Source organism: Thiohalophilus sp. (assembly GCF_031581315.1).
Lineage (GTDB): Bacteria > Pseudomonadota > Gammaproteobacteria > UBA6429 > Thiohalophilaceae > Thiohalophilus.
The window spans coordinates 37,506-51,946 of sequence record NZ_JAVLAZ010000003.1 but is presented as its reverse complement, the minus strand read 5'-3'; the positions used below and the strand labels follow the sequence as shown (position 1 = coordinate 51,946).

The window sequence follows — 14,441 nt, the reverse complement described above, 5'->3', positions numbered from 1 at the left end:
CGCATCTATGGCGTACTGAGCCGCGACGAGGTGGAAGGCAGTTATCGATATTAAGATATCGGCCGGTAACGACACAAAGCCTGATAATCGCTAAAACTGGTTGAAAGAATCGAAACACAAAATCAGTTCAGATTTCTCAGGCAACATGGCTGCGATGTCGCTCAGGGATATTATTTCAGCAGACCTGTGACAGCAGAGAAACTGGTTGAGCTTTTAAGTGGTGGAATTCAATAAATACATCCAAGGCAAGATCATTGGCCTGTTCGTTGGTCTGCAATAACCCGTTCCATGCCATTGATAGTTTTGAGCCCCTCGCTTAGCATTTTTTCCCTGGCCAGAGCAGAGCCGATAAGAGGTGGCACCCAGAAATCCGGTATATATTCCGCATCGTAGATCACCCGGGTCGTACTGCCTTCGTCGATGAGATGCCACAAGCTTCTTCCATGACGTAAATCGCTTTCCTCTACAAGAATATTCGACATAATGTACCCCTGCCCCAGCTCAGTGACCATAGCCACCTGTTCTATTCTCTCGCAAAAAACCCAGATACATGCTTCGCTGGCAAAAAAAATCTTATGCCTGTCGCCAATTCGTTCGAGCAGCCGGCTTTCAACCACGGTGTCATTAACTTCCGGCATTTTGGCAAAATCCATCAATACAGAATTAACCTGTCGGTAGTTTGCCTTGACTCGCATATCAAGATGCAAAACGAAATAATCATCAACTTTATTGACATGATACTCGAGCAGCTCACCGGACAATACCGGCCTCATCAGAATGCACATAAAAAGCATTAGCAGAGCATGTCGCATACAGATCATCCCGGACAGTTGATAGCCACTTATAAAGCAGCTCAAAGCATAATGGAGGTTTATGTCACATTTTTTACGGTATGAATTCTCACAGAAAACAGAAATCGCTTTTATTATCAGATCCGATACCAGTAGAAAGAGAAAATATCGCCCGAAAATCGCCCTGATTTTAATAGTGATCGGTTTTTGTTTCGGGCTGTCTGGGCTAATATATTTACAGTGCAGATTGCACAAGCGAACACCAATGAGCGTAATATTATGGGAAAACTGGATACCTACCATAAAAAACGCGACTTTCGTCGTACCTCTGAACCCCGGGGAAAGAGCAAAAAGCGCAGCGGTCGATGCTTTGTAATCCAGAAACACGACGCCAGCCATCTGCATTATGACTTTCGCCTGGAGGTTAATGGGACCTTGCTCTCCTGGGCCGTTCCCAAAGGACTGTCTACCGATCCGGCCGAGAAGCGGCTGGCGATACGCACCGAGGATCACCCCGTGGCCTATGCAGACTTTGAAGGCGTTATTCCAAAGGGCGAGTATGGCGGCGGCACTGTCATGATTTGGGACCGTGGAACTTACAAAAATCTGCGCGCCAATAAAGGTTCTAACGACGAACGCCGCAGTATGGAGGACTCTCTCAAAGACGGGCTGATCGAGGTATGGTTATCAGGTGAGAAGCTGCAGGGTGGTTATGCCGTAAAACGTATACGCGGCGGCAAAAAAGCCCAATGGTTAATTATAAAAATGAATGATCAATACGCCGACGCTCGTCGTAAACCGAACAGAACACAACCCGAATCTGTCAAAACCGGACGAGTTCTGGATGACGTTGCCGAACAGGATTCGACGGGAAAAAGTTCCTGATGAACAGATTACTCGAAAACCTAAGCAATACGCACAGGAGTAAAATCAAGTCCGTAAAGCAACCCGACTGGACATCTCCAATGCTGGCGACATTAACAGACGATTATTTTTCCGATAAACAATGGTTATATGAACGTAAATTTGACGGTGAGCGAGCGCTGACATTCATCCACGAAGGGCGCGTCAGGCTGTTGTCGCGAAATAAAAAGTCCCTTAACGCCACTTACCCCGAACTCATTGACCAGATGGAAAAACAGAAGCATCCGATGATCCTCGACGGTGAAATCGTCGCTTTTTCAGGCAAGCTGACCAATTTCTCGCGACTACAACAGCGAATAAAAATCCATAGCGCGCAACAGGCCCGCCAGAGCAACATCAAGGTTTATTATTACATATTCGACATCCTGTTTTTTGACGGATACGACCTCACTGCCTTACCCTTGCGTGTACGAAAAAGTCTTCTCAAACAGGCAATAAATTTCTCCAGCGGCCTGCGTTATACTCCCCATCGTAACGAACATGGGAAAGACTTTCACAAACAGGCTTGTAAGAAAGGCTGGGAGGGAATCATCGCCAAGGATGCACAAAGCAGCTATATTCACTCACGATCTGAAAAATGGCTGAAATTCAAATGCGTCCATCAGCAGGAGCTTGTTATAGGCGGCTTCACTGACCCTGGCGGTTCCCGACACGGTTTCGGCGCTTTACTGATGGGCTATTATGAAAAAAAGCGTTTTCACTATGCGGGAAAGGTTGGTACCGGTTTTGACGATACAACGCTGGAAGATCTGAAAAAAAAGCTGAAAAAACTGGTAACCAGCACCTGCCCGTTCGAGGAAAAACACGAGGCCTCCGCAAAGGGCGTTCATTGGGTTAAACCTGAGATGGTGGCGGAAATCGGATTTACTGAATGGACCAGTGACGGGCGGCTACGTCACCCACGTTATATTGGCCTGCGTGATGACAAAAACCCCGAAGAGGTAGTGCGCGAGAACCCCCAACCGGTATCGAGACCATGAGTGAACAGCTCTCATACGGGAACAAAAAAATCACGCTCTCGAACCGTGACAAGGTTTTTTTCCCGGAACAACAGATCACGAAAGGTGATCTGATCGATTATTATCGTGACATAGCCAGAGCCATGTTACCGCATATGCGCGAGCGCCCACTCACTCTGCAACGCTATCCGGATGGCATTGAAGAAGAGGGATTTATTCAACAGGAACGCAGTGACTATTTTCCTGACTGGCTTGGCCAGATCAAGACCCCTCTGGCCGATGACAAACGTAAATTCATTCTCCATCCTGTTTGCAATGATGAAGCCAGCCTGGTGTATCTGGCAAACCAGGCGGTTATCACTTTTCACGGCTGGCTCTCCTGCACTTCCGCGATAGAGTACGCCGATAAACTGGTATTTGACCTGGATCCGTCCGGCGACGATTTTTCACCGGTGCGCCAGGCCGCCAGACGCGTTCGCAGGCTCATGGAGGCCCTGGGAATGACCGCATTCGTCATGACCACCGGTTCGCGCGGCCTGCACGTGGTGGCGCCGCTGAATCCCGACATTCAGTTTGACGCGGTCCGCGATTATGCCAAAGCCATGGCAAAACGCCTTGCTGATAACTACCCGGAGGAATTGACCACTGAACAGCGCAAGGACCAGCGCGGCGGGCGTATCTATCTGGATGTGATGCGCAATGCCTATGGCCAGAGCGCGGTCCTCCCGTACTCAGTTCGTGATAAGCCCAATGCGCCCGTTGCAACACCACTGGACTGGGACGAAGTCAATGATAGCGACCTGGGGCCACAGAGCTATCACCTGAAAAATATCCGCCGGCGGCTCGGACAGCGAGATGATCCCTGGAAGGATATTCGACGCCATGCGGTGAGCCTGAATAAACGATCTGATCCCGATACAGTGAATCTGTGATCTTCTGCGGCCCTCACTCACCGGTTTGTCCTGTCATTCCTCGTAGATCATTTTGCGCGTCATTCCCCCATCGATGACAAAATTCTGCCCGCTGACAAAACCCGCTGCCTCACTGATCAAATAATCCACCATCCCGGCGATATCTGCAGGACGTCCAACCCGCCCGGCAGGATGCTGGTGGTGATCGCGTTCACTCAGCTCCGGTGCCTTGCGCCGGGAAGGCGCCTGCCAGTCGTCGGTGGCAATCCAGCCCGGGCTGATGCAGTTGACCCGGATAGCCGGTCCCAGGCTTACCGCCAGGGCATGGGTGAAGGCCACCACGCCGCCCTTGCTGGCAGCATAAGCTTCGGTATGGGGCTCGGACTGGAGAGCCCGGGTCGAGGCGATATTAACGAGGCTTCCCCGGGTTTTGCGCAGCGCCGGGATCGTATGCTTGGCCACCAGGAAATAACCGGTCAGGTTCACCTGCAGGCGCCGCTCCCACTGGGCCAGATCCAGCTCTTCGATTGGGCCGGTCTCTGGATCGGCAATCGCGGCGTTGTTCACCACCGCATCGATTTGTCCGAACCGATCGTCCATGGCCAATACGGCGTCGCGCACTTCGGCTTCACTGCTGGTATCGCAGCGTCGGACAAGCAGCTGACTGGTAAATTGCGCATACTCCTCGCGACAGGCAGCCAGCGCCTCTTCATCGATATCAACGATGACGACATTATGCTTTTGCCTCAGAAAATAGTCGGTCAGACCCTTGCCAATACCCTGTGCGCCGCCGGTGATCAGAATATTCATCGTCATAGTTCGCTTATTCAAAATTTTTATTGTCTCTTGCACAGATAAAACCTAATCTATTGCGACCCAGCCCTGATTGCAACGACGGTCTTTTAATGACGCACCCATTATTGGTCTTAAGGTTAATCACTTTATGAAACAAATCATGCTTCGCCTGTTCGGGCTCGAACTGCTGTTCGTACTGCTGTGGAACTCGGGTTTTATCGGTGCCGAATACGGGCTGCCGTTTGCCGGACCGTGGACCCTGTTGTTCTGGCGTTATCTGATTTTAACCGTGTTGCTGGGACTATGGCTTGGTCTGCACGGTCGACTCACCTGGCCGGGCCACCAGGCGGCCGGTTATACAGCGACAGTCGGGATACTCGCGCATGGTGTCTGGCTGGCCTGCGTGCTGGTCTCACTGGATATGGGTGTGCCGGCAGGCATCGTTGCCCTGGTAACCGCACTGCAGCCGCTGCTGACCGGCGCCCTGTCCGGCCCGGTACTCGGCGAACGCACTGATGCCTGGCAGTGGCTGGGATTGATCCTCGGCTTTTGTGGGGTGTTAATTGCCGTGGTCGCCCGGATATCCCAGGACACCTCCATCGGAATACTGGCGTATCTGATCCCCTTCGGTTCAGTGGTGGCAATCACCGTGGCGAGTCTGATGCAACGCCGCCGCGAGCGACACAGCCAGGCGCCCCGTCTGGGCGACGATACCACGCTGTTTTATCAAAGTGCGGCCACAACGCTGGCCCTGCTGCTGCCGGCCTGGTTGATCGAGGACTTTGCCACCGACTGGACCCTGCCGTTTATTGCCACAATGAGCTGGTTGATCCTGGTGGTATCGCTGGGCGCCTACTGGAGCATGTGGCGACTGCTGGTCCGCCACGATGCCACCCGTGTGGCCAGCCTGTTCTATCTCAGCCCGCCGGTGACCATGCTGATGGCGTGGGCCTTCTTTGGCGACCGGCTGATTCTGACCGACGTGATCGGTCTGGCCGTGGCCGGTGTGGGGGTACTGCTGGTTTACCGGCTGGGCTTTCGCCGGCCCACGATCCGGATGTTGCCGCCGAGGTAATTTCCACTTCCCAGGCCTGGAACCGTTACAAGGTATGAGCAATGCGAGAATCGCGATAATCAGGTCATGGTCCCCAGTGTTTTACGAAAACGGGCCAGTGACAGGGCAAACAGCGCGCCGCCGATGACAATCAGGGCCAGCAGTTGCGGCCAGACTACATTCAACCCGGCACCGCGGAACAATATGGCCTGGGAGAGGGAGACGAAATGCGTGTTGGGTGCCGCGAGCATAATGGTGCGCACGATCTCAGGCATGCTCTCGCGCGGAGTGGTACCGCCCGATAACATTTCCAGCGGCAACAGCACCAGAAACAGCAACAGTCCGAGCTGGGGCATGGAGCGGGCGACCGTGCCAAGGAAGATGCCCATGGAGGTCGTGGCAAACAGATGCAGCGCCGTACCGAACAGAAACAACCCGAGCGATCCTTCAATGGGCACGGCCAGTATGCCGCGTATCAATACCTGCAGAGCAAACGCCGAGGCGAGCAGTACCACCAGCATCATCGCCCAGACCTTGGCACTCATTATCTCAAAGGGGGTGACCGGCATGGCAAGCAGATGCTCCACCGTGCCGTGTTCGCGCTCTCGGATCAATGCGGCGCCGGTTAACACGATCGCCAGCATAGTAATATTGCCGATCAATTCGACAACCGCACCGAACCAGGCATCGTTCAGCTCGGGATTGAAACGGGCACGCAGGGCCAGATCGACCGGCATATCGGGAGTGGCGCGATAATCCTGCACGAAGGTATTTATCTCACCGCTGACGATCGCCTGAACATAGCCGGTGCCGATAAAAGCCTGGCTCATGCGCGTAGCATCCACATTAAGTTGCAACGCGGGATGGTGCCCGGCCAGGACATCGCGCTGAAATCCGGCAGGAATATGCAAAGCAAAGGTGTCGAGCCCGGCATCCATGCGTGTATCCATTTCCGCCGCGTCGATCATGATCGGCGGCAGGAAATACGGCGGATAAAAACTGTCGGTAATGCGCTGCGAAAGCGCCGAACGATCCTCGTCGACCACGGCGATAGGTGCTTTGTGCAGAATCTCGGGAATCGCGGTCGCGGCAGTGTAGATCGCGAAGGTAAAGGCATAGACAATCAGCACCAGCATGATCGGATCGCGCGCCAGGCTACGCAGCTCCTTGATTCCCAGATGAAGAATATTGTGCGCGGCCCGCATTTAGCGCTCCTGCTTCTTCAATATCAGCGCGCCAAGACCGAGCAGCACGGGAGTCGCAAGGATCAGTGGCACGAAGCTGGTTTGCAAATCGGAAAAACCCAGTGCCTTGGAGAAGGTACCGCGCGCGATAGTCATAAAGTGGGTGGTGGGGAACATCTCGCCAATGATCCGCCCCGCCCCTTCCAGTGAGGTAACCGGAGTGAGCATTCCCGAAAGGGTAACCGCTGGCAACATGGAGAGAATTGCAGTACCAAACAGCGCGGCGATCTGGCTACGCACGAAAGTGGAAATCAGCAATCCATAAGCCGTTGCCGCCATCACGTAGAGTATAGCGCCAACGGCCAGTGTCAGCAGACTGCCGGTGAACGGTACGCCAAAGACAAAGATAGCCAGCATCGTCAGCAACACGAAACTGAACAACGACAACACCACATAGGGAATCTGCTTGCCAATCAGGAACTCCAGCCGGCTCACAGGAGTAACATAAAGATTGACGATAGAACCCAGTTCCTTCTCGCGCACCACTGCCAGCGCGCTGAGGATCGCCGGAATCAGGATCAACAATAATGGAATTACCGCTGGCACCATCGCAGGCAGACTTTTCACATCCGGGTTATAACGAAAACGTGTTTCAATGGTCGCCGGCGTGGCCAGCGTCGCATCGCCATACTCCGTGCGCATTCTGCCGGCGATCCAGTGCTGATGTATGCCCTGCACGTAACCGCGCGCAATTTCGGCGCGTTGCGGCATGCTGCCATCGATCCAGGCACCGATCTCCACCTGATCGCCGCGCGCCAGATCGCGCGCAAAGCCTGGCGGTATTTCAACAGCCAGGCTGAGTTCGCCACTACGCATGCGCCGGTCCAGTTCGGCATAGCTTTGCAGGGGCGCCTGTTCCTGGAAATAACGCGAGCCGGACAGATTCAGTCTGTAATCCCGGCTGACGGTAGTCTGATCGCGATCGAGAACGGCAAAGGTAAGGTCTTCCACATCCATGCTGATGCCGTAACCCAGTACCAGCATCAACAGAGCGCTGCCAAGCACGGCCAGGGTTAACCGGATGGGATCGCGTTGCAGCTCCAGCCCTTCGCGCCGGGTATAACTGAACAGGCGGCGCAGACTGCGTCGCCATCTACCGCCGCTCGCCCCGGCGTTCTGAACCGTTTTTCCTGCCTCGTTTTGCATGGCCTCATCCAGCGCATCCGGTTCCGAGGTTGTCCGTGATACGGCTACTTCGAGGTGATGGATAAAGGCTAGCTCGAGATTGTCAGCGCCGGTTTCCTGTGTAATGGCGAAAGGCGTATCCGTCACCAGTACCTTGCCGGCATGCATGAGTGAAACACGATCGCAACGCTCGGCCTCGTTCATAAAATGGGTAGAAATAAAGATGGTCACGTTGTCGCGCCGTGCCAGTTCGATCAACTCATTCCAGAAATGGTCGCGTGCAATAGGGTCCACACCCGAAGTCGGCTCATCCAGAATCAATATCTCCGGATCGTGAATCATCGCCACCGCCAGCGAGAGGCGCTGGCGTTCGCCCAGTGGCAACGCTCCCGGCAACTCATCCATGTTCGGGGTTAACTCGAAACGGTGAGCCATCTCCTGCACCCGGGCGGTGATCGTCTCCGCCGCCATACCAAACAGCCGGGCATGCAGCACCAGATTCTGGCGTACCGTCAATTCGCCGTAGAGCGAGAAGGACTGGGTCATATAACCCACCCGACGACGGGTATCGATATCATGCGGGTCCACCGGATGGCCGAACAGCCATGCCTCACCCTCGCTGGCGGGCAGCAGGCCGGTGAGCATTTTCATGGTAGTGGTCTTGCCGCAACCGTTGGAGCCTATGAAGCCGAAGATCTCACCCCGCCGAATACTGAAGCTGGCATGATCGACGGCTGTAAAATCGCCAAAGCGCATGGTCAGATCGCGCGCCTCGATAGCGACCTGTTCCTCCTCGCCTGTCTCACGCGGGATCATCTTCACTGGTTGATACGCCGTCCGCAGCGCCTCGGGCAGCAGATGAATAAAAGCCTGTTCGAGGTTATCAGTCTCTGTTTGATCCAGAATTTGTTGGGGTGTGCCGGTAGCCAGCACCTGCCCGGCATTCATCGCCACCAGATGGTCGAAGCGCGCCGCTTCTTCCATGTAGGCGGTCGCCACCAGCACGCTCATGCCGGGATGATTGCTGCGAATACGGTCGATCAGTTTCCAGAACTGCCGACGCGAGAGAGGATCGACACCGGTGGTAGGTTCATCGAGGATTAATAAATCGGGGTCGTGGATCAGCGCACAGCACAGGCCCAGTTTCTGTTTCATGCCGCCGGAGAGTTTACCGACCGGGCGATCCTTGAAGGGTGCCAGCCCGGTGGCCTGCAACAGCTCATCGATACGGCGCTCGCGTTCCTCTTTTGCATGACCGAACAATCGCCCAAAAAAGTCGATATTCTCGAACACCGACAGGGTGGCATAAAGGTTTTTGCCCAGTCCCTGCGGCATGTAGGCGATGCGCGGACAGACCCGGCGGCGGTGCCGCGCCCTGGCCATGTCACCACCGAGAACTTCGATGCGGCCGGTCTGGATCTTTCTGGCACCGGCAATGAGTGCGAACAGACTCGACTTGCCCACCCCGTCCGGGCCGATGACACCGACCATGCAGCCGGCGGGCAGATCGAGTGTGACGGGATCGAGTGCCCGCGTCTTGCCATAACGCAAACCCACCTCGTGCAGCCGCGCGACAGGATCGGCTCCCGGCGAACGCTGCACACCCTCCGTTCCGCTCATTGCACCAGATTGTGCTGCAGGTGATCGGGCCAGGGCGTCGCGGAATCGAGCCGGACGTAGGCAACGCCGGGCAGACCGGTTTTCACCTGCTCAATGTATTTATTCAACAACTCACGAGGGATACGTGCGCGCACGCGAAACATCAGCTTCTCCCGTTCGCTGGCCGTCTCGACCGTCTTGGGCGTGAACTGTGCCACGTCGGCAACAAAGGAGATGTTGGCGGGAATGACATAGTCCGGTGCTGCATCGAGCACGATGCGTACCTCGGCACCAATTGCCAGGCGGCCTGCCGCAGCGGTCGGCAAAAAGAAGGTCATATACACATCGGTGAGGTCCACCAGGTTCAATACCCGTCCGCCAGCGCCAATGACCTCGCCGGGACGAGCCACGATAAACTGCACCCGTCCGTCGCGCGGGGCAACGAGGGTGCTGTCATCGATGTCGCTTTGAATCCGTTCCACCGCCGCCCGGGCTGCCTCCACGGCAGACCGGGCACTGTCGATCCGGGTGCGTGCGGTGGCAATGGCCGCCTCCGTGGCCGCCACCTGGGCGCGGGCAGCACTCAATGCCGCGGCAGCACTTTCGACATTGGCGCTGGCATCGTCCGCCTCCTGTGCCGAGACCGCACCTTTTTCCGCCAGCTCGGCGATACGTTTGGCGCGCTTTTGCATCGCGGTCAGTTCCGCCTGGCGCTGGACCACCAGCGCCTCGGCCGCCGCTTTTTCACTCTGGCGCTGAGCGAGCTGACTGCGGGCGGTGGTCACCGCATCCCCGGCCTGTCGCAACTGGGCCTCGGCCTGCTGCCGCTGGGCCTCCAGCGAGCGGGTATCCATGCGCGCCAGTGCCTGGCCGGTGGAAACGAACTCGCCCTCTTCTACCAGGATCGCATCAATACGCCCGGGCGTCCTGGCGGCCACGTCGATCTCCACGGCCTCGATACGGCCATTACCGCTGACCAGCCCGTCGTGAACCGTCTCTGCCGTATAACGCTGCCAAACATAGATGGCCAGAATCACGAGCACCACGAGGGCGGCACCACGAAATAACCATTTTTGCTGTTGTAATGTCATTATTATATTCAACCCGGCGTGATTGCGCTGTTCAACATAGACAGACTTGCACTAAAAGTATATGGCGGACTACTCGCCGACACCAGCAGCCGGACGCTTTCAATAAAAAGAAATTTGTTTCCGCCGTGACGGCCAGCCCCCGGGCAGATAGCTCACCAACCGATAAATCGCCTGCAAAAGGCCGGCCTTTTTTCCTGGCAATTTATCGCCTACTATTTCAGACTCTAATACAGAAAAAACACCTGTTCACATAGTGCGAGTCTCTGTGCGCACCCAGCTCAAAACAAGCCACGGCAGTGCCGCCGGTAAGGAGTCAGATTGATGGACGAGATCTTCAGTCCGGAAAAACTCTCAAGTTACACAGACAAGGGTGTTGAGCTGTTAATGCAGTTTGGTCCCCAGCTCGTGCTTGCCATTGTCGTGCTCATTATCGGCCTGTGGCTGATCAACCGGCTGGTCAAAGTCATGGCCAGAGCCATGGAACGCAGCAAGATTGAGCCCACACTGTCACGTTTTCTGCAAAGCCTGGTCGGTATCGGTTTAAAAGTCCTGCTATTGATCAGCGTCGCCTCCATGGTGGGGATTGCGACCACCTCATTTATCGCGGTGCTCGGTGCCGCCGGTCTGGCTGTGGGTCTGGCCCTGCAGGGCAGCCTGGCGAATTTTGCCGGCGGAGCGTTAATTCTGATGTTTCGGCCCTACAAGGTCGGCGACTACATTACCGCCCAGGGCGTGAGTGGCACGGTTACCGATATCCAGGTTTTCAATACTATCCTGACCACGCCGGATAATGTCCGCATTATCGTGCCCAACGGAGCCATGTCCAACGGCATCATCACCAACTACTCCTCTGAGGTAACCCGCCGTCTGGACTTTGTTTTCAACATTAGTTATACCGACAGTGTCGATAAAGCACGTGAAATTATTATGAGTATCATAAATAGTGAGGAGCGGATTTTTTCCGACCCGGAACCCCAGGTACTGTTGAGTAATCTGGGCGACAATTCTGTCGATCTTACGGTGCGCACCTGGGTTAACGCCACGGATTACTGGCCGCTGAAGTTCGAGCTCACCGAAAAGATCAAAGCCGCCTTTGACCTGGAAGGAATCAGTATTCCCTTCCCACAGCGCGATGTGCATGTCTATCAGCATACCGTTTGATGACGCCAGGCATCAGGACCCGATTCCAGTTGTTTATACAACACGATTGACGCTACAAGCCGGTTACACTGACATTGCATGATGACTCGTTCCGTGCTGAACTTATTATTATCCGGTAAGCGGATAACCCTTTAGCCTGCAGGAAGACAGTCTATGGAAGCGGAAGTCAGGGAAATTCGTGATCATCTTGCTCAGTTTCCTCCCTTCGACGGGTTGAGCGATGATTTACTGGATGAAGTTGCCACCTCGGTGGAGATCGCCTACTACCAGGCGGGCTCCACCATCCTGGAACGTGGCGACCCGATCCATACGCTCGCGTATATCCGTAGCGGTGCCGTGGAAATCTATCGCTACAACGGTGATCTGCACAACCGTCTCGGCGAAGGCGATATCTTCGGCCAATTCAGCCTGTTGCGTAACCGACGCGTGCTTCTATCGGCCACGGCGATCGAAGACACACTGCTATATCTGATACCGGAGACGGTGTTTGATCATCTGTGCGAGGAAGATGGCAACTTCGCCGATTTCGTCGAACTGTCGGGCTCACGCCTCAAGAGCACGGTCGAACAAAGTCAGCGTGATAACGACATGATGATCACCCGGATTCGTCGCCTGATCACCCGGCTGCCGGTAATGATAGAAAATACCGCCTCGGTGCAGGAAGCGGCACAGCTTATGACAGACAATGATGTCTCTGCTCTGCTGGTTCTCACACCGGCCGATGGCGAAGAGGCGGATGACACCTTCACCGACAACGAGGATCGGCAATGGCGTCTTACCGGCATCATCACTGATAAAACCTTGCGAGAAAAGATTCTGGCCAGCGGCGCATCGGCCCAGACCCCTGTCGCTGACATTTGCTCAGGCGAGCTTATCACGATTCAATCAGACGAGTCTGTCAACGAAGCCATGCTAACCATGTTGCGTAACAACATACAGCGTCTCCCGATACTGCATCGGCGGCGCCCGGTTGGCCTGGTTCACCTCTCCGACATTGTGCGCTACGAGACCAACAACAGCGTCTACCTGGTCAGTAACATCTTCAACCGCACTTCGATTCATGCGCTGGCGCGCCTGACACCGGAAATCCGTACCGCCTTTGTCCGGCTTGTGGACGAAGGTGCCTCGTCACAAATGATTGGCAATGCCATGTCGAGTGTTGGACGCAGCCTGATGCGACGCATTATTGAACTTGCCGAAGCGGAGATGGGACCGCCCCCGGTTCCCTACTGCTTTATGGTGCAGGGCTCACTGGCACGCAATGATCAATCTATTATCACCGATCAGGATAATGCCATAATATTGCATGATTCCTTCGACCCGACCCGGCATGACGCCTACTTCAAGGAACTGGCACAACGCGTCAGCGACGGCCTTGATGCCTGTGGCTATCCTTATTGCAAGGGCGGTATCATGGCAACCAACAATGACTGGCGGCAGCCCCTGTCAACATGGAAAGATTATTTTGAAAACTGGATTGCCAAACCGGACCCGCAACGACTGCTACACAGTTCGATCTTCTTTGATCTGGATGCTGTTTATGGCGAGGAACGATTTGTTGAAGAACTTCAGGATCTGATCGCCAGGCGCGCCCGGCACAGCCCGCTTTTTCTCGCCGCATTGGCGCGCAACGCGCTGAGCCGGACACCTCCGCTCGGTCTTTTCCGTACCTTTGTTCTGGAAAAGGATGGCAGACACAACAATGCCATCAATATCAAGCGCCGGGGTACTGCTCCGCTGAACGACGTGATACGCGTGCATGCCCTGGGCGTCGGCTCGAGCGCACAAAACAGTTTCGAAAGGCTGGACGATATTGAAAAGGCAGGTGCCTTGCCGGCCGGGCAGACCGATAAACTGCGCTATGCGCTGGAATTCCTGTCCCTTGTTCGCCTGCGTCACCAGGCCTACGAAGTCAAAAACGATCTACCCGCCGATAATGCCATTGAGCCTGAACATGTCTCGGATAGTGAACGCCACAATCTCAAAGACGCCTTTCAGATTGTCAGCAACGCCCAGAAATTCCTGCGCTTTCGTTATCCTACCCCCTGATACTGAACGCCATGCCAAAAATTCTGAAACGTGGTACCGCATTGCCGAGCTGGCAGGAATACTTTGCCCAACAGGCAACCGCCTGCAACACCCCGGCCTTGCAGCGATTTTATGCCGCCGGATTACCCGACGATGATACGCCGATTTCAGAGGTCCCGTTGATGGCGCTCGATTTTGAGACCACGGGAATGGACCCTCATAAACATGACATTGTCAGTATCGGGATGGTTCCGTTTGATCTGCGGGTCATTCGCCCGGCCCGCGGACACTATTGGGTTGTCAAACCATCCGAACCGCTACGGGAAGAGTCTATTACCTTTCACCGCATCACCCACTCTGAAGTCCAGGGTGCCCCGCCTTTCGATAACGTGCTGGACGATATTCTTGAACAGCTTACAGGCCATCTTGTTGTCGTGCATTATCGCAACATTGAACGGCCGTTTCTGGATGCGGCTATGATGGCCGGACGCGGTGAACACTGCCTGTTCCCTTTGATTGACACCATGGAACTTGAGGCCCGTTGGGAACGTCAGGGCTACTGGCGGCGCATCAGGCACTTTTTTGGCAGCCAGCCCGTCTCTATCCGCCTGGCGGACAGCCGCCGCCGTTATGGTTTGCCGGATTATTCTGCTCATCATGCCAAGGTCGATGCCATGGCCACGGCCGAGTTGTTTCAGGCGCAGGTGGCCCGACATTTCACTCCCGAGACACCGGTATCGGAGTTGTGGCTCTAGACAT

The 14,441-nt window shown here is 55.2% G+C and carries 13 protein-coding genes; 8 read left to right on the top strand and 5 right to left on the bottom strand.

What is annotated here, in order from left to right; genetic code table 11:
• Positions 1-96 precede the first annotated feature (96 nt).
• Complete coding sequence (locus RI563_RS13405) at positions 97-234, top strand: EAL domain-containing protein (RefSeq protein WP_317622838.1); 138 nt, start codon at positions 97-99, stop codon at positions 232-234.
• 17 nt (positions 235-251) lie between these two features.
• On the opposite strand, the gene RI563_RS00910 is transcribed toward RI563_RS13405, so the two are convergent.
• Complete coding sequence (locus tag RI563_RS00910; protein ID WP_310692441.1) at positions 252-812, bottom strand: hypothetical protein; 561 nt, start codon at positions 810-812, stop codon at positions 252-254.
• 258 nt (positions 813-1,070) lie between these two features.
• Between RI563_RS00910 and RI563_RS00905 the strand changes: the two genes are divergently transcribed.
• Genes RI563_RS00905 through ligD (RI563_RS00895) form a run of 3 tightly spaced genes read left to right on the top strand, consistent with a single transcriptional unit; the run spans position 1,071 to position 3,606 of the window.
• Positions 1,071-1,676 (top strand): DNA polymerase ligase N-terminal domain-containing protein, encoded by a 606-nt coding sequence (locus tag RI563_RS00905; RefSeq protein ID WP_310692440.1) that lies wholly within the window; start codon positions 1,071-1,073, stop codon positions 1,674-1,676.
• The gene (ligD, locus tag RI563_RS00900; protein ID WP_310692439.1) at positions 1,676-2,695 is read left to right on the top strand and encodes a non-homologous end-joining DNA ligase; all 1,020 of its coding nucleotides are present in this window, start codon (positions 1,676-1,678) and stop codon (positions 2,693-2,695) included. Before RI563_RS00905 ends, ligD (RI563_RS00900) begins: the two co-directional genes overlap by 1 nt.
• Positions 2,692-3,606 carry a non-homologous end-joining DNA ligase gene (gene ligD, locus RI563_RS00895; RefSeq protein WP_310692438.1) on the top strand — a complete coding sequence of 305 codons (915 nt, stop codon included), beginning with the start codon at positions 2,692-2,694 and terminating at the stop codon, positions 3,604-3,606. The genes ligD (RI563_RS00900) and ligD (RI563_RS00895) overlap by 4 nt, the downstream gene beginning before the upstream one ends.
• A 33-nt stretch (positions 3,607-3,639) precedes the next feature.
• Here ligD (RI563_RS00895) and RI563_RS00890 read toward each other — a convergent pair whose 3' ends face one another.
• Positions 3,640-4,401 (bottom strand): SDR family oxidoreductase, encoded by a 762-nt coding sequence (locus RI563_RS00890; protein ID WP_310692437.1) that lies wholly within the window; start codon positions 4,399-4,401, stop codon positions 3,640-3,642.
• 127 nt (positions 4,402-4,528) lie between these two features.
• Here RI563_RS00890 and RI563_RS00885 point away from each other — a divergent pair, with 127 nt between their 5' ends.
• Entirely contained in the window at positions 4,529-5,455 is a 927-nt protein-coding gene (locus RI563_RS00885; RefSeq protein WP_310692436.1) for a DMT family transporter, read from the top strand.
• A 59-nt stretch (positions 5,456-5,514) separates the two neighbouring features.
• On the opposite strand, the gene RI563_RS00880 is transcribed toward RI563_RS00885, so the two are convergent.
• Genes RI563_RS00880 through RI563_RS00870 form a run of 3 tightly spaced genes read right to left on the bottom strand, consistent with a single transcriptional unit; the run spans position 5,515 to position 10,493 of the window.
• A complete protein-coding gene (locus RI563_RS00880) occupies positions 5,515-6,639 on the bottom strand; it encodes an ABC transporter permease (protein ID WP_310692435.1) in 1,125 nt (374 codons plus the stop codon).
• Positions 6,640-9,423, bottom strand: coding sequence for a ribosome-associated ATPase/putative transporter RbbA (rbbA, locus tag RI563_RS00875; RefSeq protein WP_310692434.1), 2,784 nt, complete (start codon positions 9,421-9,423; stop codon positions 6,640-6,642). It abuts the gene before it with no gap.
• Positions 9,420-10,493, bottom strand: a complete 1,074-nt coding sequence (locus tag RI563_RS00870) for an HlyD family secretion protein (RefSeq protein WP_310692433.1) — start codon at positions 10,491-10,493, stop codon at positions 9,420-9,422. The genes rbbA and RI563_RS00870 overlap by 4 nt, the downstream gene beginning before the upstream one ends.
• Positions 10,494-10,814: 321 nt before the next feature.
• On the opposite strand from RI563_RS00870, the gene RI563_RS00865 reads away from it, so the two are divergent.
• The 3 genes from RI563_RS00865 to RI563_RS00855 all read left to right on the top strand — a co-directional run bounded on the left by RI563_RS00865 (position 10,815) and on the right by RI563_RS00855 (position 14,437).
• Positions 10,815-11,654, top strand: a complete 840-nt coding sequence (locus RI563_RS00865; protein ID WP_310692432.1) for a mechanosensitive ion channel family protein — start codon at positions 10,815-10,817, stop codon at positions 11,652-11,654.
• Between the two features lie 153 nt (positions 11,655-11,807).
• Complete coding sequence (locus RI563_RS00860; RefSeq protein ID WP_310692431.1) at positions 11,808-13,703, top strand: DUF294 nucleotidyltransferase-like domain-containing protein; 1,896 nt, start codon at positions 11,808-11,810, stop codon at positions 13,701-13,703.
• A gap of 11 nt (positions 13,704-13,714) precedes the next feature.
• A complete protein-coding gene (locus RI563_RS00855; RefSeq protein WP_310692430.1) occupies positions 13,715-14,437 on the top strand; it encodes a 3'-5' exonuclease in 723 nt (240 codons plus the stop codon).
• The last annotated feature ends 4 nt before the right edge of the window (positions 14,438-14,441 follow it).

Bases quoted from the DNA above. Each gene is read 5' to 3' on its own strand.
- RI563_RS00910 (WP_310692441.1), bottom strand. From the start codon at position 812: ATGCGACATGCTCTGCTAATGCTTTTTATGTGCATTCTGATGAGGCCG.
- RI563_RS00905 (WP_310692440.1), top strand. From the start codon at position 1,071: ATGGGAAAACTGGATACCTACCATAAAAAACGCGACTTTCGTCGTACC.
- ligD (WP_310692439.1), top strand. From the start codon at position 1,676: ATGAACAGATTACTCGAAAACCTAAGCAATACGCACAGGAGTAAAATC.
- ligD (WP_310692438.1), top strand. From the start codon at position 2,692: ATGAGTGAACAGCTCTCATACGGGAACAAAAAAATCACGCTCTCGAAC.
- RI563_RS00890 (WP_310692437.1), bottom strand. From the start codon at position 4,401: ATGACGATGAATATTCTGATCACCGGCGGCGCACAGGGTATTGGCAAG.
- RI563_RS00885 (WP_310692436.1), top strand. From the start codon at position 4,529: ATGAAACAAATCATGCTTCGCCTGTTCGGGCTCGAACTGCTGTTCGTA.
- RI563_RS00880 (WP_310692435.1), bottom strand. From the start codon at position 6,639: ATGCGGGCCGCGCACAATATTCTTCATCTGGGAATCAAGGAGCTGCGT.
- rbbA (WP_310692434.1), bottom strand. From the start codon at position 9,423: ATGAGCGGAACGGAGGGTGTGCAGCGTTCGCCGGGAGCCGATCCTGTC.
- RI563_RS00870 (WP_310692433.1), bottom strand. From the start codon at position 10,493: ATGACATTACAACAGCAAAAATGGTTATTTCGTGGTGCCGCCCTCGTG.
- RI563_RS00865 (WP_310692432.1), top strand. From the start codon at position 10,815: ATGGACGAGATCTTCAGTCCGGAAAAACTCTCAAGTTACACAGACAAG.
- RI563_RS00860 (WP_310692431.1), top strand. From the start codon at position 11,808: ATGGAAGCGGAAGTCAGGGAAATTCGTGATCATCTTGCTCAGTTTCCT.
- RI563_RS00855 (WP_310692430.1), top strand. From the start codon at position 13,715: ATGCCAAAAATTCTGAAACGTGGTACCGCATTGCCGAGCTGGCAGGAA.